Here is a 23839-nt window from a genome sequence, read left to right as displayed (position 1 = left end):
CTCGCCGCCCCCGCTTGACGGGGACATTTACACCCTTTAGCTTTGCATGACGTCGGACGTAAGACGTCTTTGCGCGCAGCATCACTCCTGGGCACGCCTCACACGCCCCCGTCCGACGTCTCCCCCTCGAAGGACAAACCACATGAAGCTGTCGGCCCTCGGCCGCATCGCCCTGGCCACGAGTGTCACAGTGCTGACCGTCGGCGTCCTGCCCGACTCGGCGCAGGCCGCCGCCCCTTCGGTGAAGCGGAAGATCCTTCCCGTCCTGGTGGAGTTCAGCGACGCCTCGTTCCAGTTCCCGGACAAGGTGAAGGCGTCCACGCCGGACACCTACTTCGGGTCGAAGAAGGACTCCGCCGCCTCGTTCCTCTCGGAGGTGTCCCGCGGCAGGTACACGGTGGTGCCCGCCGTCACCGGACAGTTCCTCGGTCCGATCACACTCGACCTGAGCGCCGCCGGTTGCCCGCACGGCCAGATCAACACCATGACGCGGGCGGAACTCGCCAAGCGCGGCCTGGTCGCCGGCGAGGACTACGACAGCCTCTCCATGGTCTTCCCGGCCCAGAAGACGAACTGCCCCTGGGCCGGGCTCGCCACCCAGCCCGGCCCCACCACCTGGATCAACCTGTACGGCACGGCCAGCGGGATCGACGTCGTCGGGCACGAACTGGGACACAACCTGGGCTTCAGGCACCAGGGCCGCTTCCTGTGCACCGGCGGCGACCTGACCGCGTGCAGGTCCGAGGGTTCCAGCTACAAGAGCATCATGGGCGGCGGCGGCTACCGGTCGGGCTTCACGGCACCCGAGATGATCCACGCCGGATGGCTCTCCGACAGCACCACCAAGGTCACCAAGTCGGGGACCTACACGCTGCGTCCCCTGCACGGCACGGGCAGCGGAACGCGGGCACTCGACATCGCGCTGGGCAAGGACCGGCTCGTCCTCGAGTACCGCCACGCGGCGGGCAGCTTCGACGCGACGATCGAGGGTGTGCACGCCTACCGGGTGCCGGCCGGCACGTACAGCGGCGCCTCGCTCATCGACACCACGACGGCGAACAAGACGGCCGCCAACGACGCGCCGGCCAACGTGGACGCCGTCAAGAAGCTGACGGACCGAGCGAACCGGGTCTCGGTGGCGGTCGTCTCCTCCGGCAACGGCACGGCGAAGATCAAGGTCGCGCTCAACGGCGACTCCCTCGCCGCCGTCGGAGCCCCCAAGGCGAGCCCGTCCGCGACGCCCACGGCGAGCGTGTCCCCCACCCCGGGCGCGAGCGCGTCCCCGACCGCCGGGCAGGTCGCTGCCGGTGACACCGGACCGGCCCCCGACGGGTCCGCGACGGCGGACCTCGCCGCCACCACCACCGGCACCTCCCGGACGGGGCTGCTCGGCGCCGCCGCCGGTGCGGTGGCGTTGGTGCTGGCCGGCCTGGTGACACTGTTCCTGACGCGCCGTCGCGGTCGCGGCAAGCACGCCTGACGTCGCTGTCCCCGGCCTGGCCCGCATCGCGCGGCGCCGACCTGTACACCGGCCATAGGCGTTCGCACGCGTATGGTCGGTGGGTGGGCAGCAGACAGGTTCGGCAGGCGTACGGGTCGGTCGCGGAGCTCTACATCGGGCTCTTCGGCACCACCGGGCAGGTGCACGACGACGACCTCGCTCTCATCGGCCGTCACCTGGCCGGTCGGCCCGGCCCGGTGCTCGACCTGGGATGCGGGCCGGGTCATCTCACCGATCACCTGCGTTCGCTCGGCGTCGACGCCACGGGCATCGACATGGTGCCCGAGTTCGTGGCGCACGCGCGGGCTACCTATCCGGGCGGCCGGTACCTGCTCGGGTCGCTGGACGACCTCGCCGTCGCCGACGACTCCGTCGCCGGCATCCTCGCCTGGTACTCGCTGATCCATCTGCCACCACCGGACCTCGACCGTGTGCTCGCGGGCTTCCGGCGCGCGATCGTCGCCGGTGGACCGCTCGTGGTCGGCATCTTCGTCGGCGACGAGATCGGCGCCTTCGACCACAAGGTCGCCACCGCGTACCGCTGGCCGGTGGACGAGTTCTCCGCGCGGCTGCGGCAGGCCGGGTTCGCCGAGGTCGAGCGCCTGACGCGCCTCGACGACGCCACCCACCGTTCGCACGCCGCGCTCGTGGCCGTCGCGGCCGGCGATCAACCGGCCGGACGTCCGGGCCAGCAGGAATGCCGACGGCCGTGACAAGATCGGCGCTCGGAGCCCGACCGGCCGGAAGGACACCATGACCGCGTACGCCATCGCCCATCTCCAGGACGCCGCCCCGCACCCGGACATCGCCGAGTACATCGAACGCCTCCCGGCCACCCTCGCGCCGCACGGCGGCCGCTTCCTCGTGCACGCGACGCCGCACGAGGTGAAGGAGGGCACCTGGCCCGGGGCCGTCGTGATGCTCGGCTTCCCGGGCATCGACGAAGCGCGGGCCTGGTGGGACTCGCCCGCCTACCAGGAGATCGCGCCGCTGCGCTCACGGCACATCGAGGGCGACATCATCCTGGTCGAGGGCGTGCCTGACGACTACTCCCCGACCGGCATCGTGCAGGCCATCCGGGCGTCGCTGCCAGACGCGTCGTGACCCAGGCCGGCCGCCGCGCCCGCGACCTCGGGATCGTCGTCGGGTCGCTGCCCACCGGGCCGCACAACGCGATGACCGACGTCCCCGGCGTCCTGGTGGGCCACACCACCGTCGACGACGGCGCCGACCTGCACACCGGCGTCACCGCGATCGTGCCGGAACAGCTCGGCACCGGGCGGGGGACGCTGCCCGCCGCGGTGTACGCCGGCAACGGCCACGGGAAGCTCGTCGGGTCGACCCAGGTGGACGAGCTCGGCGTACTCGAATCCCCGGTCGTGCTGACCGCCACGCTGTCGGTGTTCCGGGCGGCGGACGCGCTGCTCGGGCACCTGATGGAGCGCCGGCCGGACGGGCTGTCGTTCAACCCCCTGGTCGGTGAGACCAACGACGGGCACCTGTCGGACATCCGCCGCCGCCCGATCACCGAGACTCATGTGCTGGCCGCCCTCGCGGGAGCGACCGGCGGACTCCCCGCCGAGGGCTGCGTCGGGGCCGGCGCCGGCACCACAGCCCTGGGCTACAAGGCGGGCATCGGCACCTCGTCCCGCACGGTCCGAGCCGTCGGCCGCACGCAGACGGTCGGCGCGCTGGTCCAGTCCAACTTCGGCGGCGTCCTCACCGCGCTCGGCGTACCGCTACCGGTGGACGATCTGGTCCCGGCCGCCGACCGGGCCGAACCGCCCGGCAACTCGTGCATGATCGTGGTGGCGACCGACGTACCGCTGGACGCGCGACAGCTCCGGCGGCTCGCCCGCCGGGCGGTGTTCGCCATGGCCCGGGTGGGTGCGTCCTTCAGCAACACCAGTGGGGACTACGCGATCGCGTTCACCACGTCGGATCAGCCGCCGATTCCGGACGCCGCGATCGATCCGGTGTTCGCCGGCGTGCTGGACGCCGTGGAGGAGGCGCTGCTCAACTCGCTGTTCACCGCCGTCACCACGACCGGCGTGGGCGGTCGTACCAGTCACGCGGTTCCCCACCGGGCCGCCGTCGAGCGGCTCGCGGCGGCGGGACGGCTCACAGCCCGGCCGTACGCCTGATCCACTGCGCCTCTCGCCGTCGGCCGTTCGGCGAGGGGCCGAGTCCGATCATCCGCGCCATCGATGCCGATGCTCCGGCCGCTGCCAGCCGTTTCGTCGCTTGTCACGCCGGTAAGGGCCGGTCTGTCGGCTCAGCGACACTGTGGGCCGGACGCGTCGCTCCACACTGCCCGCTGTGACCGAACTCCCTCCCCAGAGTCCGCGGCGCGTACTGGCGCCGCTGTCCGACAAGCCCGGTATCCCGCTCGCGGCACCGCCACGGCCGTCGTGGTGGAGCCGCCGGTCGGCTGCGATCAGGGCTTTCCTCGGCCTTGCCTGCAGCGGCGCGCTGCTGGGCATCGCCATGACCGGATGCTCCACTTCCGAGCCGAGCGGATCACCGGAGAAGGCGGTGGCCCAGGAGGTGCCGACCGTGGCGGCGCCCACCACCGCGGCCCCCTCGCCCGAGGTCAGCACCGTGTCGCCCGAGCCGTCGCCCTCACCGACCACGGCCGCGCCGACCACCGCGAAGCCCGCGTCGAAGCCGAAGCCGCGCAAGACCACGGCGCCCGCCGTCTACTACAAGAACTGCGATGCCGTACGCGCAGCCGGCAAGGCGCCGCTGCGGCGCGGCGAGCCGGGGTACCGGACCGGGCTGGATCGTGACCTCGACGGCGAGGCATGTGAGCCGGGTGGCGGCAACGGCAGCTCCGGCGGCGGGAGCACCGGAGGCGGCAGCACAGGCGGTGGCGGCAGTTCGGGCGGCGGCAACGACCCGCGCTTCGGCACCTGCAAGGAGGCGAACGCCAACGGGTACGGCCCGTACCGGCAGGGCAAGGATCCGGAGTACTACTGGTACATCGACCGGGACAACGACGGCACGGTCTGCGAGTGACACGCGACTCCGGGGCGGACCGTGGTGCCGCCCCGGTTGTCACTCCAGCTCGTCGTCGAACGCCCTGCGGGCGCGCTCGATCTGCCCCATGTGCGCCTCGGCCCATTCGAGCAGGACGTCGACCGGAGCACGCAGGGTCTTGCCCAGCGGGGTGATCCGATACTCCACCGCAACCGGGCGGGTCGCCACGACGTGGCGTTCGACGATGCCGTTGCGTTCGAGCCGTCGCAGGGTCGCCGTGAGCGACTTCTGCGTGACCGCCGGGATCGCGCGGCGCAGCTCGTTGAAGCGGCACGGGCGCTCGCACAGCTCGTTCAGGACGCTCAGCGACCACTTGTCCAGCACCTGATCGAGCAGCTCTCGATGCGGCGCGTCGATGCGCAGCTCGACGGCACCGGGGCTCGCGGTATCGCTCATGAAACCAGGTCTCCTTGAAGTGTCCTTCGTCAACTAGGTATCAATAGTAAACCTAAGTTGTCCTGCGGAGGAGAAACGATGTCTGTCACCCGCTTCAGCCCTGACGGTCTTCAGCCGAACACGCCGTACCACCACGTGGCGGTCGCCACCGGATCGCGCCACATCCACATCAGTGGCCAGGTCGCGCGGTTGGGCGACGGCTCGCCTGTCGCGCCCGGGGACCTGGCCGGGCAGGTCGCGCAGGTACTGCGCAACACCGGCCGGGCGCTCGCCGGCGCCGACGCCTCGTTCGAGGACGTGGTCCGGTTGACCTTCTACGTCACCGACTGGGCGCCCGAGAAGATCGGGCCGTTCATGACCGGCATCGAGTCGGTCGCCGAGGAACTCGGCCTGCCGTGGCCGCTTCCGCCGGCGTCGCTGATCGGGGTCGACCACCTGTTCGAGCCCGATGTGCTGGTGGAACTGGAGGCGACCGCGATCGCGCAGTGAGCACCTTCTTGCTCCGGAAACCCGGTCGAGCAGAGAGGCAGTCGATCAGCCTCGGCCGGGGTGCCCCTACGGTCCAGGGTCAGTTGAGCTGAACCGTAGGGACACCTGGTCGACCACACCCACCTGAGCCGTTTTCGGTGGCCTGGGTGGGCCACCGGGATCAGCCCGTGGTGCAGGAACGGATCTGAGGTCTGGCGCTGCTGTTGCCGTTCATCATCGTGGTGAAGCCGAAGGTGTTGCCGCTGCCGTTGGACCGCATCGTCATCACGTAACCGGTGCTGTCCCAACTGGGGGAGCCGTTCCAGGTGGTGGAGACCCGCTGCGGCGGGGTCAGAGCCACGACCACGGTCCAGTTGCTGGCTCCCTGAACCGTCACCGAGGTGTTGTACCGGTCACCCCAGACGTTGGGGATCGTCGCCGTCGCCGTGCACCCGCCGGTGGGAGGCGGAGTGGTCGGCGGCGGAGTGGTCGGCGTGCCGGTCGGCGGCGGAGTGGTCGGCGGCGCAGTGCCGTCCGGGGCCACCGCTCGGCCGGTGCTCGGTGAGATCATGCCCGGACAGAGGTTGCGGCTGCTCAGGTTGGCCATGATCTGCGGAATCGCGTCCCGGGTGTTCTGGATGCCGTCGTGCATCAGGATCACCTGGCCGTCCTGGAGACGGCCGGCATTGGAGACGATCTGGCTGACGCTGGCGCCGTTCCAGTCCTGGGAGTCGACGTCCCAGATCACCTGGCGCAGGCCGAGCGACGACGCGACCGACTGGAGGGTCGAGTTGGTCTCCCCGTAGGGCGGGCGGAACAACTGCGGCCGGACGCCGGTCGCCGACTGGATCGCCGAGTTGGTCTGGGAGAGGTCCGACTGCATCTGGCTCTGGTTCATCGAGGTCATGTGCGCGTGGTTCCAACTGTGGTTGGCCACCCACATGCCCGCGTCGACCTGGGCCCGCGCGGCGGACTGGTTGCTCTGCACGTTCTGCCCGACGTTGAACATGGTCGCCCGTACGCCGTTCGCGCGCAGCACGGACAGCAGTGCGCTGGTGCTGCCGGTCGGCCCGTCGTCGAAGGTGAGGCCGACGTACCCGTTGCAGGTGGCGGCGCTGGACGGAGTGGCGGCGACCGCGAGACCGGCGGCACTGAGCGCCACGGTGGAGGCAAGCACGGCCAACCGGGTGAGACGCGATGTTCGGGGGGCGGACGGGCGGCGGGAGCCGCCGATGCTGGCATACATGCGCAGGTCCTCCTTGGGACTGGTGACACCTGACGACGCATGGATTCAATCGACCAGAGTTGATGTCGACGCGTTCGGAGTATTGCAGCGGCGTTTCGAACACGTCAACGATTTTCCGGAAATTTTCCGGAAAGGATCGGCTGGTCGCTCGCGACCTTGGCGCGGAACCACTCGAAGTCCGTGCCGATCTTGATGTCGTCCAGCGCGACGACCGCGGGCACGCCCAGCTCGTCGGTGAAGTCGGTGTAGACGATTGCCCGCTGGGACCTCTCGATCAGCGCTCCCGGATCAGGTGCAGCATCTCGCCGACCGAGCCGACGGGATCGGTCACCGGAAACTGGACGGCGCGTACCGTGCTGGTCGGGTCGAGCAGCAGGGTGGTGCGCTTGAGCCGGTCGGTGCCCGCGGCGCGGAAGGTGGGCAGCAGCAGCGCCGCGGCGAGCCGCCCGTCGGCGTCGGACAGCAGCGGAAACGGCAGCCCGGCGTACGCGGCGAAGGCGGCGAGTTGATCCGGTGGCTGGGTGCTGACCCCGCGGATGCGGGCGCCTGCGGCGGCAAAGTCGGTAGCCCGAGCGGCGTAGGTGGTGGATTCGAGGGTGCAGCCGAGAGCGCCCGGGATGTCCGCCCAGTGCGGCGGCGGGTCGGGGGTGCCGGGCGCGAACGCGCCTGGGAAGCAGTAGAGCACCGTCCAGGCGTCGGGTGTGGTCGGTGGCACGGGAACGCCATCGTGGCGTACCAGAGTCAGTTCGGGCAGCCGGCGCCCGACGAGGGCGTGGACCCGGCGCGCCTCCGCCGACGCGGCCGTCGCGGTGGCGGTGAGCGAACCGTCGCCGAGCAGGTACCGGTCGCCCCACTCCTGGAGCGCGATCAGCACCGGCAGCAGGCCCTCGCCCTTTGCGGTGAGCAGGTAGTCGTAGCGCGGCGGGCGGTCGGTGTAGCGCTGCCGGCGCAGCACGCCGTGCTCGACGAGGGCGGCGAGGCGCTCGGTCAGTGCGCGGCGGCTCATCCCGAGCCCTTGTTGCAGGCGATCGAAGCGGGTCACCCCGCCGGCGATGTCGCGGACGAGCAGAAAGGTCCACCAGTCGGTCAGCACGCCGAGGGATTGTGCGATGCCGCAATCGGCGTCGGCGAGGTCGACTCTTTTCATGATCATCAGTATAGTGCGTTCCACTATGGAACTGACTACGTTCTGGCGCTGGTGGCTCGCCGGCACGACCAGTCACCTCGGCTCGGCCGTCGGCGGGGTGGCCCTGCCCCTGACCGCGCTGACCGTGCTGGACGCCTCGGCCTTCGAGATGGGCCTGATCACGGCGGCCAGCTACCTCGCGTACCTGTTGATCAGCCTCCCGGCGGGCGTGGTGGTGCAGCGGACGCCGCTGCGCGGCATGCAGGTCACCCTGGACCTGGTCCGCGCCCTCGCGGTCGTCTCCATCCCTCTGGCCTGGTGGTTCGACGTCCTGACGGTGGCCCAACTGGTCGCGGTCGCCCTGGCCGTGAGCTTCGCAAACGTGCTGTTCGACGTGGCGAACCAGACCTTCCTGCCGGAGATCGTGCCGGCCGCGCAGTTGCAGGCGCGCAACAGCCTCAACTCCGGCACGCATGCCGCCACCCAGCTCGGCGGGCCGTCCCTGGGCGGGCTCGCGGTCCAGGTGCTGGGCGCGGTGCCGACGCTGTTCGTGGACGCCCTCAGCTACCTGATGTCCGCGGTGCTGCTGCGCACCCTTCCCGCCCGGCGGGTGCAGCGCCCGGCCGACCGGCCACCGATGGTCCGGATGATCCGCGAGGGCTGGCACTTCGTGCTCCGGCACCCGATCATCGGCCCGGCCATGTGGGACGCCACCGCCACGAACTTCGTCAGCGGGGCGATGCTGGCCCTCTTCCCCTACTACCTGGTCCGCGAGCTGGGCGCGCCGCCGGTCATGGTCGGCCTGCTGCTCGCCGCCGACGGCCTCGGCGCTCTCCTCGGCGCCGCGCTGACCACCCGGTTCACCGACCGGTTCGGCACCGCCCGGGGTCTGATCATCGCGGCATTCGCCAGCGTGCCCGGCGCGCTCATCATTCCGCTCGGCACCGGCGCCGCCGGCTACCTCGCCTTCGCCGCCGGCACCATCATTCTCGCCGTCTCCTCGGTGGTGCTCAGCGTGACCACCCGCACCTACCGGATGCTCGCCAGCCCGCCGGAACTCCTGTCCCGCGTGATCGCCACGGTCAAGTTCGTCTCCTGGGGTGCCATCCCGCTCGGCAGCCTTCTCGCCGGCGTGCTAGCCGGACCGCTCGGGGCCCGCACCACCTTGTTGATCTTCGGTGCGCTTACCGTGCTGTCCCCGATCATCTATCTCTCGACACCGATCCGCCGGCTGCGCGACCTGCCACTCGACGCACCGACACCCACCGAAGCCCGGGCGCCGAGCCGGTAGCAGGACACGCACCCGGACCCTCACACCGCGGTGGGATCACCCGACGAAGGTCCGTAGATCCACCAATCGGTGGAGGCGGGAATCAACCCGAGCTTCGACGCGACGGTCGACGTGGCGGGGTGCGGTGCGGCCGTAACTTCGCGGCATGACCGCGCTAGAGGTACGACATCTGCACAAGCGCTACGGCCAGCAGGTTGCCGTCAACGACGTCTCCTTCACCGTTGAAGAGGGGGAGATCTTCGGCATCATCGGATCCAACGGCGCCGGCAAGACGACAACCGTCGAGTGCATCGCCGGTTTGCGAACACCTGACTCGGGAACGATCTCCGTGCTGGGTCTCGACCCGATCAAGGACCGGGCGCAGGTACGTGAACGACTCGGCGTGCAGCTGCAGGAGAGCAGCTTCCCCGACGCGATCAAGGTCGCCGAAGCGCTCGAGCTCTACAGCTCCTTCTACCGCAAACCCGCCGATTGGCGCGAGCTCATGGAGCTCCTGGGTCTCACCGAGAAGCGCCACACGCGGTACAAGGCGCTCTCGGGCGGGCAGAAGCAGCGGCTTTCGATCGCGCTGGCGCTGGTCGGCAACCCGAAGGTCGCGATTCTCGACGAGCTCACGACGGGACTGGACCCGCAGGCCAGGCGCGACACCTGGAGCCTCATCGAGCGGGTTCGGGACACGGGCGTCACGATCCTTCTCGTCACGCACTTCATGGACGAGGCGGAGCGCCTCAGCGACCGGGTCGCCGTGATTCATGGTGGCCGGGTTGCCGCAGTGGACACGCCGGCCGGACTGATAGCGCAGGCGAGCACGGTGCAGCAGGTGCGGTTCCGGGTGCGGCAGCCGCTCGACAAGAGGGTCCTGACCGAGCTTCGCGACGTGACCGATGTCGCGATCACCGATGACCGTTGGCTGGTCACCGGCAGTGGGCAGCTGCTGAGCAGCGTCGCAGGGGCTCTGGCCCGGGCGCAGGTCGTGGCGGAGGATCTGCGCCTCGACCGGCGCAACCTCGACGACGCGTTCGTGGCCTTCACCGGTCGCGCCCCGCAATCTCCAGGACCGTTCCGGAAGGAGGGCTGACTCGTGCCTGCTCTCACGAACATGATCAAAATTGAGGCGAAACTCCTGCTGCGTGACTCCGCCACCGTCCTCTTCGGGGTGCTGTTCCCGACCGGGTTGCTGCTCGGGCTGGGTGCCGTCCCGGCGCTGCGGGAGTCGTCGCCGGAGACCGGCGGGCTCCGGCCCATCGACATCTGGGCGCCGACCGCACTGGTGTTCGCGATGGTGATGATCGCCGTGCAGCACGTCCCGGCGGTGATCACGACGTATCGGGAGCGCGGCATCCTGCGCAGGGTGTCGACCACGCCCGCGCATCCACGCACCATCCTGCTCGCGCAGATGATCGTCGCGTTCGCCTCGGTGGTCGTCTCCGCGGCACTCATGATCTTCGCCGGGTGGGCGGTGCTGGACATCGCGCCGCCCGCGCGGCCCGTGGAGCTCGCGGTCGCCTTCCTCGTCGGGTATGCGGCTCTGCTCGGGCTCGGCATGATCTCCGCGGCGGTGGTCCGCACGAGCAGTGCCGCGAACCAGATCGGCACCCTGCTGTTCGTGGCGCTGATGTTCTTCGGCGGGGCCTTCCTGCCCCGGACCCTCATGCCCGACCTGCTGCGCGAGGCCGGCCAGTTCGTCCCGCCCGGTCTGCAGGCTCTCACCGCGGCATGGTCCGCCGAAGCGGGCGAGATCACCGCCACCGCGGGTGGGCAGCCCTTCTGGCTGCAGATTGCCATAATGGCGGGCATCGCAGTGATCCTGAGCTCGGTCGCCGCGAAGCTCTTCCGCTGGGAATAGGTGACGATGACCCGAGTTGCCGGGGCCGGCTCCCCTACGCATCCCTCCGCCGTCGCGGAAGAGGCAGAGATCGCCAATCGCTCCCGGCTGGCCTGGAAAGAGGAGCAGCTGCGGGTCTGGGACCTGCTGCATCTGTTCACACCGTGGCTGCTGTTGACGATCTCGACGGCGATCTACTTCGCGTGGGTGCTGCCGACCTCCGGTGAACGTTTCTGGCCGGAGGGGGCATCCGTGCTCGCGCTGGTCATGGTCGCGGTGCTGTGGGTGCTGTTCGGGCACACACGGCCCATCAGGAGGAGAAGGCTGCGGCGGATGCCGATGGCCGTCTACGTCGTCGGACTGCTCGCTCTGTGCGTCACCCTCATGACGTACTCCGACATCTTCCTCGTCTTCACCATCGCGGGCTTCTTCCACGCCTACCTGCTCAAGCCATGGCCGGTGGGGGTGCTCGGAGTCCTGGCCACCTCCGTTGCCCTCAACGGGTCGGCGATGGGAGTGTGGGCGGACCCCGCCCCGGAGGCTCTCGCGCAGTTCATCCTGATCGTCGCCGTGCAGACCGCGGCGATCGGGGCGGGCATCCTGCTCACCGCGCGCAGCGAGCCGGAGGAACGCAAGCGGGAGAGACTCGTCGAGCGACTCGAGGCGGCGCTGCACGAGAACGCCGGGCTCCACGCCCAACTGGTCGTCCAGGCCCGGGAGTCCGGCGCCCAGGACGAACGGCAGCGACTGGCCGGTGAGATCCACGACACCCTGGCGCAGGGCCTCACCGGCATCATCACTCAACTGCAGGCCGCCCAGCGGTCCGCAAGTGTGCGGGGCGAGACGCAGGAGCACGTCACCCGCGCGCTCCAGCTCGCGCGCAGCAGCCTCACCGAGGCCCGGCGTTCCGTGCGGGCGCTCGCTCCACAGGATCTCGCCCGGGCTCACCTGCCCGACGCGCTCCGCACACTCACCGAGCGCTGGTCACGGGACGAGGGGACGCGAGCACATCTGGAGGTCACCGGCGACATCGAGCCGCTGAGCCCTGCCATCGAGGTGTCACTCTTCCGCGTCGCGCAGGAATCCCTGACCAACGTGGCGAAGCACGCCGCGGCCTCCCGCGTCGGTGTCACGTTGTCCTACACGGGCACCGAGGTGCTGCTCGACGTGCGTGACGACGGACGCGGGTTCACGACAGCGACCGGCACCGGATTCGGCCTGACCAGCATGCGGCAGCGCATCAGGGGCGTCGGCGGCCACGTGGAGGTGCAGAGCGCACCGGGTGAAGGGACGTCCGTCAGTGCGCGCGTTCCGGCGATCACCCCCGCGGGTGCCGCAACGAAGGAGGAGACCGACCGATGATCCGGCTGTTGATCGTCGACGACCATCCGATCGTGCGGGGTGGCCTGCGTGACACCTTCGCGTACGCCGAGGACATCGTCGTGGTCGGCGAGGCCGGCGACGGTGCCGAGGGCATCGAGCGGGCGACGGCGCTGGTGCCCGATGTCGTGCTCATGGACCTGCGGATGCCCGTGCTGGACGGTGTCGCCGCGACCGCTACCCTCCGTGAGCGGACCCCGGACGTCCGGGTGTTGGTCCTGACGACTTTCGACAGCGAAAGCGACGTCCTGCCGGCGATCGAGGCGGGCGCGATCGGCTACCTCCTGAAGGACGCTCTGCCGGACGAGCTGATGCGGGCGGTCCGGGCGGCCGCGCGCGGCGAGTCGGTGCTCGCGCCGTCGGTGACGCAGCACCTCATGGGGCAGATACGGCGGCCCAGCGCCGGCACACTGACCGATCGGGAGAAGCAGGTGCTGCAACTGGTCGCGAACGGCAACTCGAATCGCGACGCCGCCAAGGCGTTGTTCATCGGCGAAGCAAGCATCAAGACCCATCTCCAGCACATCTACGACAAACTCGGGGTACGTGATCGAGCGTCGGCGGTTGCCGAGGGTTACCGTCGTCGCCTGCTCACCTGAGGCCGCCGCCGGCCGCCGCACGGCAGGATCGTCGCGAGCGGCATCCAGATCGGGATGGACGACGACTCGGAGTCGAAAATGGGAAAGAAAAAGGCCGTGACCCTTGTTTCCGCAGGTCACGGCCTTGATCTTTGGTGCGCCCGAAGGGACTCGAACCCCTAACCTTCTGATCCGTAGTCAGATGCTCTATCCGTTGAGCTACGGGCGCCTGGTGCTCGGCCAGTCTACACAACCGGCTTTCGCGCGGAGACTCCGGGATTCGAACCCGGGAGGGGCTTTAAGACCCCAACCGCATTAGCAGTGCGGCGCCATAGACCAGACTAGGCGAAGTCTCCCTGGTGACCCCGAGGTCACCGCGCCCGAGGATACAGGCCCGCACCCGCCCGGGGCAAAGCGGATACCGGGACCGGCCCCCGTGACCGCGTTTCCGTCGTGTGCCAGATCACGTCCACGGCTACGCTCCATCGATATGCAGGAGCAGCCGCCGAGCGATCCGCCCCGTCGCGAGCCCGCAGCCAAGGCCCGGCGGAGCCGCTCCCCACGACCGACGTTCAACCCACCGACACCGGATCCCGCCGCGGAGAACGCGACGAGCGACACGCCGGCATCCCGGCGTCCGCGCCGGTCGCCGCCCACAGTCGTCTTCCAGCCGCCGACACCGACCGACGCCGCAGCGCCGACGCCGCGTCCCCGTCCGGCCGCCGAGCCTCCGACAAACGATCCGGGTACGCCTCCCGCTGCACAGCCCGACCCCGTGCCCGCCGAGGCCGGCACGAGTACGCCTCCGGACAAGCCGGCCGCGCAATCACGCCGTCCGGCCGAGGAGTCGGTGCCCGCCGAACCTCCGGGCGGGGACGAGACGCCGAAGCGGACCCGCCGTGCACCCGCCGCGAAGAAGGTCGCCCCGAAGAAGGCCTCTCCCGCAGTCAGGAAGGCCGCCCGGAAGGCGACCCTTCCGAAGCAGGTGGCACCCGAGGCACCGGCCGAGCCGGAAGCCGCCGCGTCCGGGCAGGAGCCCGGCGGGACCGACGCGGTCACCGCGGAGAAGCCCGGCCCCACGCCAGCGAGAGGAGCCCGGACCACCAAGAGCGCCAAGACGCCCACGACTACGGAGTCCTCCGCGGCGGCCACGGCCACCATAGCCACTCCGGCACCGCAGCCAGCGGCGTCAGCCGCCGAACCCGCAGCCGGCGGTCAAGCCCTGTCCGTCGACCAATCCGCAGCCGACGAGAGCCGGAAGATCGAACCGCCCGCCCTGGACCGGCCGGAAGAAGAGCAGCCGCACGACGAGACCGAGACCCCGCCAGCCACCGTCGACGTCCAGCACGTGGCGCGTACCCCGGAAAAGGGCTGGCGGGCGGTGGGGCCGCAGCTGCGCGACCACCCCGGGTTCGCGCCGGAGCTGCTGGCCCTGGCGGCGGTCGACGTGCTCGGGCCGCGCGCCCGGGACTGGGTGGAGCAGGTCCGGCGGGCCTACCCGGAGGCGGACGCCGACGGGGTGGCCCGGCTGGCGACGCGGCGGTTCGTCCGGATGGCCGGTACGGGTGGGGCGCTGGCGGCGGGTGCCGGGCTGTTCGCGCCCGTCGCGGAGCTGGCGGCGGTGCTCTGGACGCAGGCGAACCTGGTGCTGCATCTGGCGGCGGCGTACGGGCGGGATCCGGCGCACCCGGATCGGGCGGCCGAGCTGCTGGTGCTCACGTTGGTGCACCCGGACGACGGCACCGCGCGGGCGGCGCTGGCGGCGGCTCGGGCGGCTGATGCTCCGGCGGAGGGTCCGTGGGGTCGGGTGGCGGAGGCGGCCTGGCGGCTGGCCACGCCGGTGGCCGCGCAGGCGGGCGGCTGGCTCGGGCTGCGGTTGGCGGCGCGGTTGCTGCCGGGGGCGGCGGCGCTGGCGGCCGCGACCGGCGGTACGGCGACTGCGGAGCGGGTGGCCGCGCGGGCGGTCGCCCGATACCGGCCACGCCGCGCCTGACCGGCGGCAGGACGGTGAGGTGGCGACGACCTAGAGCCAGTCGAACCAGGACTTCGGCAGCATCGCGTAGCCGACGAACGCGAAGATGTCGAGCAGCGTGTGCGCGACGATCAGCGGGGCGACCCGGCGGGTACGCAGGTAGAACAGCCCGAAGATGACGCCCATGACGGCGTTGCCGACGAACGCGCCGAAGCCCTGGTAGAGGTGGTAGGAGCCGCGCAGCAGCGCGCTCGTGGCGAGCACCGCGCCGATCCGCCAGTTGAGCTGCCGGAGCCGGGTGATCAGGTAGCCGACCACGATCACCTCCTCCAGCACGGCGTTCTGCACGGCGGCGAGGATCAGCACCGGCACCGTCCACCAGAGGTCCGGCAGCGCGGCCGGGACCAGCGTGGCGTTGATGCCGAGCTGCGCCGCCGCCCAGAACAGCGCCAGCCCGGGCAGGCCGATGAGCGCGGTCAGGCCCGCGCCCCGGGCCAGGTCGGAGGCGGGCCGGCGGAAGTCGACGCCGAGCGTCCGTGCCGGGTCGCCGGGGTCGCGCGCCAGCAGGTGTACGGCGAGCAGCACCGGCAGCAGCGCGAAGACGATCCCGAGCAGCTGGTACGTGAGGTCGAGGTACGGCCGGGCCGACGCGGAGGTGTTCAGGGCGGCGGTCTGCTTGGACAGTCCACCGGTCGCGGTCAGCTTGGCGATCAGCGAGACGAGTGCGTACACGGCCGACTGGCCGAGGGACAGACCGAGCACGAGCAGCGTCTCGGTGCCCAGCATCCGGCGGGAGACCGGGCGGGCCAGCTCGTCAACCGTCACCGGACCATGAAAGCACTTCGGCGACCGGGCCGGACGGTCGCACAGTCTGTGCGACCGGCGTACACGCTCCGTGGACATTCTATGGGGGCCGATCCGCCCGTACGGAGAAGGAGCGTGCCCCTGTGGAGAACTTCGCGCGGCTGCTGAAGGAGAGCTGGACCCTGGTCGAGGAGAACCGGGAGCGGCTCAGCGGTCACTTCTACGCCCGGCTGTTCCTCCTCGACCCGGAGCTGCGCAAGCTCTTCCCGGTGCAGATGAACGGCCAGGGTGACCGCATCCTGGAGGCGATCGTCACCGCCACCCAGACGGTGGGCGACCCGGAGAGCTTCGACGAGTACCTGCGGGCGCTGGGCCGGGACCACCGCAAGTACCACGTGGCGGCCGAGCACTACGCGACGATGGGCGTCGCGCTGCTCGACGCGCTGCGCAGCACCGCCGGGGACGGCTGGAACCTGGAGTACGACCAGGCGTGGCGGGAGGCGTACGCCGGCATCAGCGAGCGGATGCTGGCCGGCGCGGAGGCGGACGAGAACCCCCCGTTCTGGCACGCCGAGGTGCTGACGCACGAGCGGCACGGCCCGGACACGGCGGTGCTGACCGTACGTGCGCTCCAGGATCCGCTGCCCTGGCGGGCCGGGCAGTACGTGAGCGTGGAGGTGCCGCGCTACCACCCGCGGGTGTGGCGGACGTACTCGGTGGCGAACGCGCCGAACGAGGAGAACGTGCTGGAGTTCCACGTCCGCACGCCGCCCGGCGCGGCGGGCTGGGTGTCCGGCGCGCTGGTGCGCCGTACCAAGCCGGGTGACCTGCTGCGGGTGGCCGCGCCGATGGGGTCGATGACGTTGGACCCGGAGTCCACCCGGGACGTCCTCTGCGTGGCCGGCGGGGTCGGCCTGGCGCCGATCAAGGCGCTGGTGGAGGAGCTGACCCGGGTCAACCGGACCCGCTGGGTGCACGTCTTCTACGGCGCGCGCCGCCCGGACGAGCTGTACGGGCTGCCCGGCCTGGAGGAGCTGGTGGCCTCCCACCCGTGGTTGTCGGTGACGCCGGCGTGCAGCGAGGACCCGGACTTCGGCGGCGAACTCGGTGACGTCTCCGAGGTGGTCACCCGGTACGGCCCGTGGACCACGCACGACTGCTACGTCTCCGGCTCGGCCGCGATGGTCCGGGCCACCCTGCGGGCGCTCGCCGCCGACGACGTCCCGCCGGACCACATCCGGTACGACACGTTCGGCAACCTCTGACCTTGCTCCCCCCGAGCCGGGTCGCGTGCCCCCGCCCCCTGGGGCACGCGACCCGGCCCCCCGTTTCTCAGTAACGCCACGGGGTGCCGGTCTCGCGGTACTCCTCCACTGGCACCAGCGGCACGCCGGGTGCCATCCGGTCGACGTAGAGCCGCCCCTCCAGGTGGTCGATCTCGTGCGCGACCAGCCGCGCCATCGCGTACTCGTAGGACGTGATCACCCGGCTGCCGTCCCAGAGGGCGTGTTCCACGTCGATGCGCAGCGGCCGGGGCACCAGGCCGCGGTGGTCGAAGAAGGAGAGGCACCCCTCGTACTGCTCGTCGGTCTCGGCGGCGGCGTCCACCACCCGGGGGTTGAGCAGCACCACCGGGTCGGCGGCCCGGTCGGCCGGGCGCACCAGCGCGGCGGACCAGCCGATGCCGAGCTGGGGCGCGGCGAGGCCGACGCCCTTGCTGAACGGGTGCAGCTCGTCCAGGCGGACCAGCATCCCGGCGAGCCGGTCGATCACCTGCCGGGCGTGCTGTTCGTCGGCCGGCAGGTCGAACTGGCGGGCCCGCTGCCGCAGCAGGTCGTCGCCGCGCTGCACGATTCCCACGGCCCGCATCCGGTCGCCGGCCCGCACCCGGGCGTCGCCGTTGGGCGCGCTGTCCGGTTCGGCGTCCGGCTCGGGGCTGCGGAACCGCCACTGCATTCGGTATCGGGCGTTCAGCGGCGGGTCGTCGGTCCCCCAGTCGAAGACCACCCGGCCGCCGTCCACCGAACGCTGGATCGGGGTACGCAGCGGCCCCTCCTCCGCCGACAGCGAGGTCTCCGCGCCCCACACCTTGGGGTCGAGGTCCGCGGGCAGGTCGAGCCGCACCGCCAGGTGCCGGGTGGGCAGGCGTACGGCCCGCTGGAACCAGGGGCCCCACTTGTCCCGGCCGACGCGGTACGCGTACTCGATGATGACCCGGTCGCCGGGGTAGAGCGGGAAGCGTCCCTCGTCGTTCTCGAACAGCAGCCAGATCTCCTTGAACGCGTCCCGGTCGTGCTTGGCCCGCCAGTGCATCGGCTCGTGTCCGTTGCCGTCGTCCCGGTACGCGGTGAGTTGCAGCTCGGCGAAGGTGAGCGGGTGTTCCCGGTGGTGCCGGTTGGAGCGGCCCGGGTCGTTGGGGAAGCGGTCGACGGCGACCCGGACCAGGTAGCGGGTGACCGGTTCGGTGCCCGCGTTGTACAGCTCCCGCCGGATCGCGCAGTGGTAGCCGTCACCGGTGTGGGTGAGCGTGGCCACCTCCCGTTCCACCACGAGGCCGGTGCCGGGAGGAAGCCACTGACCGGGTACGGGCGGGTCGCGGTGGGCGGTGCCGGTCCGGCCGTGCCGCAGTTCGTCGTACTCCCGGAAGCGCTGCCAGATCGCGCCGCTGGCCTCCAGGACGGCCTCGGCCCGGCGGGCGAAGTCCTCGGTGGGCCGGTGCCGGCGCCCTTCGACGTGGCTGACGTAGGACGGGTCGAAGCCCATCAGTGTCGCCAGCTGCTTCTTGGACAGCCCTCGGCCGGTCCGGTGCCGTGCGAGTTCCGCCGCGAACGAGTCCGCGGCACGCTCGATCGGTGAGGTCGTCATCAGCTTCCTCGTACGCGGGAAGACCATTTTCACGTTGGGTGGCCGAACGTGTACGGAAACTGCCTCGTATTCGACACTCACCTTGACTTTTCAGCGGCGTACGTCGATCCTTACGCCGTCCGCCGCCGGTTCTCCGGCGGCGTTTTCCGTCTCCAGGGCCGGGTAGTACGCGACGACGCGCCAGTGACGGGGGCCTCCCCGCAATGCCGCGGCACCTCTTCCCCTCCCGCCGGGAGAGTGGTTAGGCTAGCCTTAGCTTGGGTCGACGGCAGGCGCCGACCGCAGGGCGACAGGACAGGGGACGGCCAGGTGACTGCGGTGATGCCGGGGCGCGACGCCGCCACCCCGCTCGCCCCGGTGACCGCGACCCTGCGCGCCATGTTCGGCACCGACGACCTGCCCGGGCTCGCACCCGGCCTGCTGGTCCACGACGAACTGGACCGCTGGTCCCCTGCCACCCGGCTGATCGACGGCACGCTGCTGGCCGAGTTCCTGACCGCCGCGGGCCGCCGCTGGGGCGGCACCCCGCACGCCTGCGCCGCGCTGGCCTGGAAGTCCTACAGCTACTGGACTGCGCTGCCCGCGGTGCTCGGCTGGGCGTCCGCCCGCCGGGTGCCGCTGCTCGACCCGGCCCACGTCCTCGTGCACTTCGAGGACCACCACCAGCTACTCACGCTGGGACTGCGCGCCTCGACCCCGGTGGCCGTGCTGCCCGGCGACCCGCTGGCACTCGCCGGCGCTCCGGGAGTGGCGGTGGTGCCGGACGAGGCGGCGCTGCTCGGCGCTCTGCGCGCCTCCCTGCTCGACGCCCACTTCGCGCCGCTGATCGGCGCCATCCAGGGCGAGGTCCGGATCGGCACCCGTACGCTGCTCGGCTCGGTTGCCTCCGGCATCGCGCACGGCATCCTGCGCGCCTCGGACGCGCTGCCCGGCTCGGCCACGGCGGCCGTCGGCACGGTGCTCGACGCGCTGGACCTGAGCGACCTGGTCGAGCTGGTGCCCGGCCCGGCCGGCGAGCCGACCGTGCAGCGGCGTACCTGCTGTCTGGCGTTCACGCTGCCCCGGCCCAAGGTGTGCCAGGGCTGCTGCGTCCGCCAGGGCTGACCGCTCAGCCGGCCAGCGGCCGGACGTCCCACAACCACACCCCGCCGGTACGCCTCGGCGTGATCCCGCTCAGCTCCGTCATCGCCCGGCGCAGCGCCTCGGCCTGCGGCAGCCGGGGGTCGAGGATCACCGCCCCGGCCCGCCAGTAGCGCAGGTCGTCCACGGCGGCCACCCGGTCCTGCGGCGTGATCGGCGGCACCGCGTCGGTGCGCCGTACCGTCTCGAAGAACGTGCTCGTGGGACGCGGCGGCGCGGTGAACAGCGCGATCCGGTCCCCGCCGGGGCGGGTGTCCGGATAGAGGAAGTAGCCGCGGGCCAGCGGCATGTCCAGCCGGGTCTCGGCGGACCAGCGCAGCGGGACCGCGTACGTGGTGTCGGGCAGCGGCAGCGTGACGATGCTCCGCCCGTCGGCGACGTAGGGACGCCAGGCGCCGGAGGTGACGAACACCGGGGTCGGTTCGAGGCGCTTCGCGGGCAGCGGAGTGGGCAGGATCGGCAGCAGCGCCATCGCGAGCACGGTGACCGTGGCGAACCTGATCTGGTCGCGCGCGTCCGGATGCCGTACGGCGAGCCGCCGGGCCCGGTCGGCGCCGAGCGCGAGCAGCACGCCGATGATCGGGGTGAGCGCGAGCGACCAGCGGGTGGGCACCACCGAGTGCAGGACCGGCAGGTTCTCCAGCGCGGCCCAGGGGCCGGGAATGCCGGTGTCCCGCCCGTCGTAGCGGATCTCCCGGCCGAGCGAGAAGAGGGCGAACACGAGCCCGACCGCTGCGAGCCCGAGCACCACGGCGTTGCGGCGCAGCCACCAGACCAGGGCGACCACCAGGATCACCAGCGGCCAGCCGAAGAACGCGTTCTCCTCGGTGGCGTTCTTGACGAGCGGTTCGCTGCCCCGGGCGTCGCCCGCGACCGACTCCCGCGACCAGGCCACGTACGCGGCGAGGTCGGTGGAGTAGCCCCGGATCAGCGTGGAGAGCCCGCTGTACGCGCCCGGGCCGAAGAACTGGACCCAGAGCGGGTACGCGAGCAGCACCCCGGCTACCACCGCGGCCACCCCGAGCCCGGCGGCGAACGGGCGTGCCGCCGACCGCAGGGCGGGCCGCCCCAACGCCAGCGCGAGCACCACCACGCCGAGCCCGATGGCGGTCATCAGCAGGATCTCCAGGTTGAGGAACGCCTGCCAGACGATCACGAGGCCGAGCAGGACGCCGTTGCGCAGCCACCGGCCGGGTTCGGCCAGGCGCAGCGTCCGCCAGATGATCAGCGGCACCACGTACTGGCTGACGATGTTGGGGTGCGAGTTGGCGTGCGAGATCATCGCCGGCGCGAACGCGCAGAAGGCCGCGCCGAGCCACGCCGGGCCACGGGCTCCGACGGCCACCCGGGAGAGCAGGAAATACCAGGACACTCCGGTCGCAGCGAGCCCGAGCGTGAGGAAAATCAGGAATGACCAGCGGGGACCAGCCCAGAGCGTTATCGGGGCCAGGGGTATGGATACGGATAATACGGACGTATTCGCCATCAAATTGACGACGTCCGGCACATTCATCCGGTCCGAGGTGAACGGATAGGCGAAATCGGTGACGACTCGCGCACCGTGCGCCATCATCCATTCGAACTGCGCCTGATCGGTACGATTGTCGCGGACACCATTGCGTGGATCGACCCACAACCGGACGGTCACCCAGAACGCGAGCAGCACGAAGCTGAGCACGGCGAGCGCGTCGATCCGCCTACCCTGCCCCGATTTCGTCGTACTCGCGCTGCTTTCCGGAGTAGTCATGACATTTCAGAGCGTAGTCAGGGTATGACGGGCACGTGCAATGTTCCGGGGAATCACGTACTATGTGCCGAGTTCGCCGACCGCCGAACAGGCACCCCTCCGGATCACAATTCGGCCCCTCTCCGTCCCCTGATTTCCCCATCAGCCATCCAGATGGTTGACTCTGACGGTCCAGGCGCGGGTCAGTCATATCGTGAGGAATCGACGCATGGCAGAAATCACTGGGGATCAGCGCGTCCAGTCCGAGGTGCTCGAAGGCCTGGCGACGGCTGTCAACCACCGGCAGTGGTTCGTCGAGCTGGCGGTGCCCTACCTCGGTGACAACCCGATCGAGATCGGCAGTGGCCTGGGCGACTACGCCTCGGCCTGGGCCGCGCACGTACCCCGGATCACCGCCACCGAGGCCGACCCGGACCGGCTGGTCCAGCTCAAGGAGCGGCTGTCCGACCACCCGGGCGTCGAGGTCCGGCAGATGCTCCTCCCGCACCACGAGCGCGGCGACTACAGCGCCGCCGTCTCCTACAACGTGCTGGAGCACATCGACGACCACGTGGGCGCGCTGCGCAGCATGCGGGACCTGGTCCGCCCCGGCGGCGCCGTGGTCATCATCGTGCCGGCGTTCCAGTTCGCCATGAGCCCTGCCGACATCGCCACCGGTCACGTCCGCCGCTACACGAAGAAGACGCTCGCCGCGGCGATGACCGAGGCGGGCCTCACGGTCGAGCGGATCCACTACGCCAACGCGCTCGGCCTGATCGGCTACTTCATGGCCACCAAGGTCTTCCGGCTGATGCCGAAGGAGGGCCCGATGGTGAAGGTGTACGACACCCTCGTCCTGCCCGTCACCAAGGCCGCCGAGCAGCGCGTCCGGCCGCCGTTCGGCCAGTCCGTCTTCGCCGTCGCCCGCGTACCGGCCTGAGGGCCGGGGGCCGCGACGGCCCCCGGCCGCCGGTCACTCCTTGATCTGGTACGTCGGGCGGATGACCGCCCGCGCCAGCGTGTGGAACGCCAGGTTGAAGCCGACGAAGGCCGGGCTGGCCCCGGCGGGGATGTCGAGGCGGTCCACGTCCACCGCGTGCACCGCGAACACGTACCGGTGCGGGCGGTCCCCGGCCGGCGGCGCCGCGCCCCCGTAGCCGGTGTCGCCGTAGTCGTTGCGGACGCTGAACGCGCCGTCCAGGTCGGCCTCACGCACGCCGGTGGGCAGCTCGGTGACGGACGCGGGCAGGTTCACCAGCACCCAGTGCCAGAAGCCGCTGCCGGTCGGGGCGTCCGGGTCGAAGCAGGTGACCACGAAGCTCTTGGTCTCGGCCGGGAAGCCCGACCAGGACAGCTGCGGGGAGACGTTCTCCCCGCCGGTGCTGCCGTGCGCGTACCGCGCGTCCATCGGCTCGCCGTTGTGCACGTCGTCGCTGGTCAGGTCGAACGACGGCACCGTCGGCAGCAGCTCGTACGGGTCCGGCGCGATCGGTCGTTCCAGGGTCATCGAAACGGTCCTTCCGGGTACGCGAATGTCCTGCGCCCCTTCATACCCCGTTGTCCGCGCCGCCGTGCTGCCGGCGCACCATCTCGTTGATCCAGACCGGCGCGTACGGGGACGTGCAGCCCGGCGGCGTCGGATAGTCCTTGAGCACCCCGAGCCGCTCGCCGATCCCGATCGCACGCTCCCGGTACGCGGCGTGCTCGATCCCGATCTGCGCCAGGCAGTGGTTCATCGCCCACTGGAGGCGCTCCGGCGCGTCCGCCATCTCCGCCTCGACCACGTCGAGCAGGCCGGCCAGGTCCAGCCCGTCCGGGTTCCGCGCCACCCGCTCGGTGGTGAGCGCCCAGCCGGCGCTCGCCACCACCGGATCGGGATCGGCCGACCAGGCCAGGCGCAGCGACTCGGCGTGCGGGCTCTTCTTCACCACGTAGTTGACGAGCCAGTCGTGCACCTTCGGCGTACGCGCCTCGCGCAGCATCGCGTCCAGCTCGTCCCGCCCGTACGCCTTCGGCCGGCAGATCAGCAGCGCCAGCAGCCGGGCCGCGCTGTCGCCGGTCGCCCACAGCTCGCGCGCGAGGTCCTGCTGCGTCTTCAGGCGCTTCGCGATCGCCCGCAGCTTGCCCAGGTTGACCCCGTGGTCGTCGCCGTGCCGTTCGTTGACCGCGCGGATCTTCGGATCGTCGAGCGCGGCCAGCTCGGCCATCGCCGCGGCCGCCGTCGTCGTCTCTGCCACCCCGGCCTCCCGTCGTCGCGGCGTCACGCAGCCTACGACCGGGCGGGGGTGAGTGAGAGTGGCGGAGGGTGTGGGATTCGAACCCACGAAGACATCGCTGCCTTACCGGTTTTCAAGACCAGCGCCATCGGCCACTAGGCGAACCCTCCCGGCACGCCCCCGAGGGGTGCGCGACCGGGGACCAGTCTGCCACGAACCCCGTACCGGGCAAGCCGCCGTCCCACCTCCCCTGCGAGAATGTGTGC

At 71.0% G+C, this 23839-nt stretch carries 24 protein-coding genes and 3 tRNA genes; 15 read left to right on the top strand and 12 right to left on the bottom strand.

Annotation, left to right across the window (positions count from 1 at the left end; translation table 11 throughout):
• The first annotated feature begins 142 nt into the window (after positions 1 to 142).
• From F8279_RS02825 to F8279_RS02805, 5 genes are all read left to right on the top strand, one after another.
• On the top strand, positions 143 to 1480 hold the full coding sequence (locus F8279_RS02825; protein ID WP_175438575.1) for a hypothetical protein: 1338 nt from the start codon (positions 143 to 145) through the stop codon (positions 1478 to 1480).
• An 83-nt stretch (positions 1481 to 1563) separates the two neighbouring features.
• Positions 1564 to 2214 carry a bifunctional 2-polyprenyl-6-hydroxyphenol methylase/3-demethylubiquinol 3-O-methyltransferase UbiG gene (locus F8279_RS02820; RefSeq protein WP_091413228.1) on the top strand — a complete coding sequence of 217 codons (651 nt, stop codon included), beginning with the start codon at positions 1564 to 1566 and terminating at the stop codon, positions 2212 to 2214.
• A 40-nt stretch (positions 2215 to 2254) separates the two neighbouring features.
• The gene (locus tag F8279_RS02815) at positions 2255 to 2605 is read left to right on the top strand and encodes a DUF1330 domain-containing protein (protein WP_151498972.1); all 351 of its coding nucleotides are present in this window, start codon (positions 2255 to 2257) and stop codon (positions 2603 to 2605) included.
• The gene (locus tag F8279_RS02810) at positions 2602 to 3645 is read left to right on the top strand and encodes a P1 family peptidase (protein WP_192580606.1); all 1044 of its coding nucleotides are present in this window, start codon (positions 2602 to 2604) and stop codon (positions 3643 to 3645) included. The genes F8279_RS02815 and F8279_RS02810 overlap by 4 nt, the downstream gene beginning before the upstream one ends.
• Positions 3646 to 3820: 175 nt before the next feature.
• Positions 3821 to 4519 (top strand): excalibur calcium-binding domain-containing protein, encoded by a 699-nt coding sequence (locus F8279_RS02805; RefSeq protein WP_225853092.1) that lies wholly within the window; start codon positions 3821 to 3823, stop codon positions 4517 to 4519.
• Between the two features lie 39 nt (positions 4520 to 4558).
• Here F8279_RS02805 and F8279_RS02800 read toward each other — a convergent pair whose 3' ends face one another.
• The gene (locus F8279_RS02800) at positions 4559 to 4936 is read right to left on the bottom strand and encodes a helix-turn-helix domain-containing protein (protein ID WP_091413237.1); all 378 of its coding nucleotides are present in this window, start codon (positions 4934 to 4936) and stop codon (positions 4559 to 4561) included.
• A gap of 78 nt (positions 4937 to 5014) precedes the next feature.
• Between F8279_RS02800 and F8279_RS02795 the strand changes: the two genes are divergently transcribed.
• A complete protein-coding gene (locus F8279_RS02795) occupies positions 5015 to 5425 on the top strand; it encodes a RidA family protein (protein ID WP_091413239.1) in 411 nt (136 codons plus the stop codon).
• A gap of 160 nt (positions 5426 to 5585) precedes the next feature.
• Here the strand turns inward: F8279_RS02795 and F8279_RS02790 are convergent, their stop codons facing one another.
• Positions 5586 to 6650 carry a polysaccharide deacetylase family protein gene (locus tag F8279_RS02790; RefSeq protein ID WP_091413241.1) on the bottom strand — a complete coding sequence of 355 codons (1065 nt, stop codon included), beginning with the start codon at positions 6648 to 6650 and terminating at the stop codon, positions 5586 to 5588.
• A 274-nt stretch (positions 6651 to 6924) separates the two neighbouring features.
• Positions 6925 to 7797 carry a winged helix-turn-helix transcriptional regulator gene (locus F8279_RS02785; protein ID WP_091415913.1) on the bottom strand — a complete coding sequence of 291 codons (873 nt, stop codon included), beginning with the start codon at positions 7795 to 7797 and terminating at the stop codon, positions 6925 to 6927.
• Between the two features lie 25 nt (positions 7798 to 7822).
• Between F8279_RS02785 and F8279_RS02780 the strand changes: the two genes are divergently transcribed.
• From F8279_RS02780 to F8279_RS02760, 5 genes are all read left to right on the top strand, one after another.
• Positions 7823 to 9067, top strand: a complete 1245-nt coding sequence (locus F8279_RS02780) for an MFS transporter (RefSeq protein WP_091413243.1) — start codon at positions 7823 to 7825, stop codon at positions 9065 to 9067.
• Positions 9068 to 9212: 145 nt separating this feature from the next.
• A complete protein-coding gene (locus F8279_RS02775; protein WP_091413251.1) occupies positions 9213 to 10145 on the top strand; it encodes an ABC transporter ATP-binding protein in 933 nt (310 codons plus the stop codon).
• A 3-nt stretch (positions 10146 to 10148) separates the two neighbouring features.
• Positions 10149 to 10913 carry an ABC transporter permease gene (locus tag F8279_RS02770; RefSeq protein WP_208576547.1) on the top strand — a complete coding sequence of 255 codons (765 nt, stop codon included), beginning with the start codon at positions 10149 to 10151 and terminating at the stop codon, positions 10911 to 10913.
• 6 nt (positions 10914 to 10919) lie between these two features.
• On the top strand, positions 10920 to 12254 hold the full coding sequence (locus F8279_RS02765; RefSeq protein ID WP_225853096.1) for a sensor histidine kinase: 1335 nt from the start codon (positions 10920 to 10922) through the stop codon (positions 12252 to 12254).
• Positions 12251 to 12871 (top strand): response regulator transcription factor, encoded by a 621-nt coding sequence (locus F8279_RS02760; protein WP_091413256.1) that lies wholly within the window; start codon positions 12251 to 12253, stop codon positions 12869 to 12871. The genes F8279_RS02765 and F8279_RS02760 overlap by 4 nt, the downstream gene beginning before the upstream one ends.
• 132 nt (positions 12872 to 13003) lie before the next feature.
• Here F8279_RS02760 and F8279_RS02755 read toward each other — a convergent pair.
• The 3 genes from F8279_RS02755 to F8279_RS30475 form a co-directional block, all read right to left on the bottom strand.
• Positions 13004 to 13079, bottom strand: a tRNA-Arg gene (locus F8279_RS02755).
• A gap of 36 nt (positions 13080 to 13115) precedes the next feature.
• A tRNA-Ser gene (locus F8279_RS02750) sits at positions 13116 to 13206 on the bottom strand.
• Between the two features lie 833 nt (positions 13207 to 14039).
• Positions 14040 to 14198: a hypothetical protein gene (locus F8279_RS30475; protein ID WP_225853091.1), complete on the bottom strand. Its 159-nt coding sequence runs from the start codon at positions 14196 to 14198 to the stop codon at positions 14040 to 14042.
• Here F8279_RS30475 and F8279_RS30470 point away from each other — a divergent pair, their 5' ends adjacent.
• Positions 14199 to 14843, top strand: coding sequence for an EcsC family protein (locus tag F8279_RS30470; protein ID WP_225853090.1), 645 nt, complete (start codon positions 14199 to 14201; stop codon positions 14841 to 14843). It abuts the gene before it with no gap.
• A gap of 30 nt (positions 14844 to 14873) precedes the next feature.
• Here the strand turns inward: F8279_RS30470 and F8279_RS02740 are convergent, their stop codons facing one another.
• Positions 14874 to 15647, bottom strand: coding sequence for a CPBP family intramembrane glutamic endopeptidase (locus F8279_RS02740; RefSeq protein ID WP_091413258.1), 774 nt, complete (start codon positions 15645 to 15647; stop codon positions 14874 to 14876).
• Positions 15648 to 15769: 122 nt separating this feature from the next.
• On the opposite strand from F8279_RS02740, the gene F8279_RS02735 reads away from it, so the two are divergent.
• Positions 15770 to 16891, top strand: coding sequence for a globin domain-containing protein (locus F8279_RS02735; RefSeq protein ID WP_151498971.1), 1122 nt, complete (start codon positions 15770 to 15772; stop codon positions 16889 to 16891).
• Positions 16892 to 16958: 67 nt separating this feature from the next.
• Here F8279_RS02735 and F8279_RS02730 read toward each other — a convergent pair whose 3' ends face one another.
• Positions 16959 to 18491 (bottom strand): peptide deformylase, encoded by a 1533-nt coding sequence (locus F8279_RS02730; RefSeq protein ID WP_091413261.1) that lies wholly within the window; start codon positions 18489 to 18491, stop codon positions 16959 to 16961.
• 321 nt (positions 18492 to 18812) lie between these two features.
• On the opposite strand from F8279_RS02730, the gene F8279_RS02725 reads away from it, so the two are divergent.
• On the top strand, positions 18813 to 19595 hold the full coding sequence (locus F8279_RS02725; RefSeq protein ID WP_091413264.1) for a hypothetical protein: 783 nt from the start codon (positions 18813 to 18815) through the stop codon (positions 19593 to 19595).
• A gap of 4 nt (positions 19596 to 19599) precedes the next feature.
• Here the strand turns inward: F8279_RS02725 and F8279_RS02720 are convergent, their stop codons facing one another.
• Complete coding sequence (locus F8279_RS02720) at positions 19600 to 21378, bottom strand: hypothetical protein (RefSeq protein ID WP_091413266.1); 1779 nt, start codon at positions 21376 to 21378, stop codon at positions 19600 to 19602.
• A gap of 208 nt (positions 21379 to 21586) precedes the next feature.
• On the opposite strand from F8279_RS02720, the gene F8279_RS02715 reads away from it, so the two are divergent.
• Positions 21587 to 22297: a class I SAM-dependent methyltransferase gene (locus F8279_RS02715; RefSeq protein ID WP_091413268.1), complete on the top strand. Its 711-nt coding sequence runs from the start codon at positions 21587 to 21589 to the stop codon at positions 22295 to 22297.
• Positions 22298 to 22330: 33 nt separating this feature from the next.
• Here the strand turns inward: F8279_RS02715 and F8279_RS02710 are convergent, their stop codons facing one another.
• From F8279_RS02710 to F8279_RS02700, 3 genes are all read right to left on the bottom strand, one after another.
• A complete protein-coding gene (locus F8279_RS02710; protein ID WP_091413270.1) occupies positions 22331 to 22864 on the bottom strand; it encodes a YbhB/YbcL family Raf kinase inhibitor-like protein in 534 nt (177 codons plus the stop codon).
• 40 nt (positions 22865 to 22904) lie between these two features.
• A complete protein-coding gene (locus F8279_RS02705; RefSeq protein ID WP_091413273.1) occupies positions 22905 to 23594 on the bottom strand; it encodes a DNA alkylation repair protein in 690 nt (229 codons plus the stop codon).
• A gap of 59 nt (positions 23595 to 23653) precedes the next feature.
• A tRNA-Ser gene (locus F8279_RS02700) sits at positions 23654 to 23743 on the bottom strand.
• Between the last annotated feature and the right edge of the window lie 96 nt (positions 23744 to 23839).

It is taken from the genome of Micromonospora sp. AMSO1212t (assembly GCF_008868145.1).
In the GTDB taxonomy this organism is placed as follows: Bacteria; Actinomycetota; Actinomycetes; order Mycobacteriales; family Micromonosporaceae; genus Micromonospora; species Micromonospora tulbaghiae.
This window is presented reverse-complemented; position numbering and strand designations above follow the sequence as displayed.

Excerpts from the sequence above, each read along its gene's own strand:
- F8279_RS02715 (WP_091413268.1), top strand. The coding sequence starts at position 21,587 with ATGGCAGAAATCACTGGGGATCAGCGCGTCCAGTCCGAGGTGCTCGAA.
- F8279_RS02800 (WP_091413237.1), bottom strand. The coding sequence starts at position 4,936 with ATGAGCGATACCGCGAGCCCCGGTGCCGTCGAGCTGCGCATCGACGCG.
- F8279_RS02730 (WP_091413261.1), bottom strand. The coding sequence starts at position 18,491 with ATGACGACCTCACCGATCGAGCGTGCCGCGGACTCGTTCGCGGCGGAA.
- F8279_RS02760 (WP_091413256.1), top strand. The coding sequence starts at position 12,251 with ATGATCCGGCTGTTGATCGTCGACGACCATCCGATCGTGCGGGGTGGC.
- F8279_RS02780 (WP_091413243.1), top strand. The coding sequence starts at position 7,823 with ATGGAACTGACTACGTTCTGGCGCTGGTGGCTCGCCGGCACGACCAGT.
- F8279_RS02720 (WP_091413266.1), bottom strand. The coding sequence starts at position 21,378 with ATGACTACTCCGGAAAGCAGCGCGAGTACGACGAAATCGGGGCAGGGT.
- F8279_RS02765 (WP_225853096.1), top strand. The coding sequence starts at position 10,920 with ATGACCCGAGTTGCCGGGGCCGGCTCCCCTACGCATCCCTCCGCCGTC.
- F8279_RS02795 (WP_091413239.1), top strand. The coding sequence starts at position 5,015 with ATGTCTGTCACCCGCTTCAGCCCTGACGGTCTTCAGCCGAACACGCCG.
- F8279_RS02775 (WP_091413251.1), top strand. The coding sequence starts at position 9,213 with ATGACCGCGCTAGAGGTACGACATCTGCACAAGCGCTACGGCCAGCAG.
- F8279_RS02790 (WP_091413241.1), bottom strand. The coding sequence starts at position 6,650 with ATGTATGCCAGCATCGGCGGCTCCCGCCGCCCGTCCGCCCCCCGAACA.
- F8279_RS02825 (WP_175438575.1), top strand. The coding sequence starts at position 143 with ATGAAGCTGTCGGCCCTCGGCCGCATCGCCCTGGCCACGAGTGTCACA.
- F8279_RS02815 (WP_151498972.1), top strand. The coding sequence starts at position 2,255 with ATGACCGCGTACGCCATCGCCCATCTCCAGGACGCCGCCCCGCACCCG.
- F8279_RS02710 (WP_091413270.1), bottom strand. The coding sequence starts at position 22,864 with ATGACCCTGGAACGACCGATCGCGCCGGACCCGTACGAGCTGCTGCCG.
- F8279_RS02785 (WP_091415913.1), bottom strand. The coding sequence starts at position 7,797 with ATGAAAAGAGTCGACCTCGCCGACGCCGATTGCGGCATCGCACAATCC.
- F8279_RS02725 (WP_091413264.1), top strand. The coding sequence starts at position 18,813 with ATGCCGGGGCGCGACGCCGCCACCCCGCTCGCCCCGGTGACCGCGACC.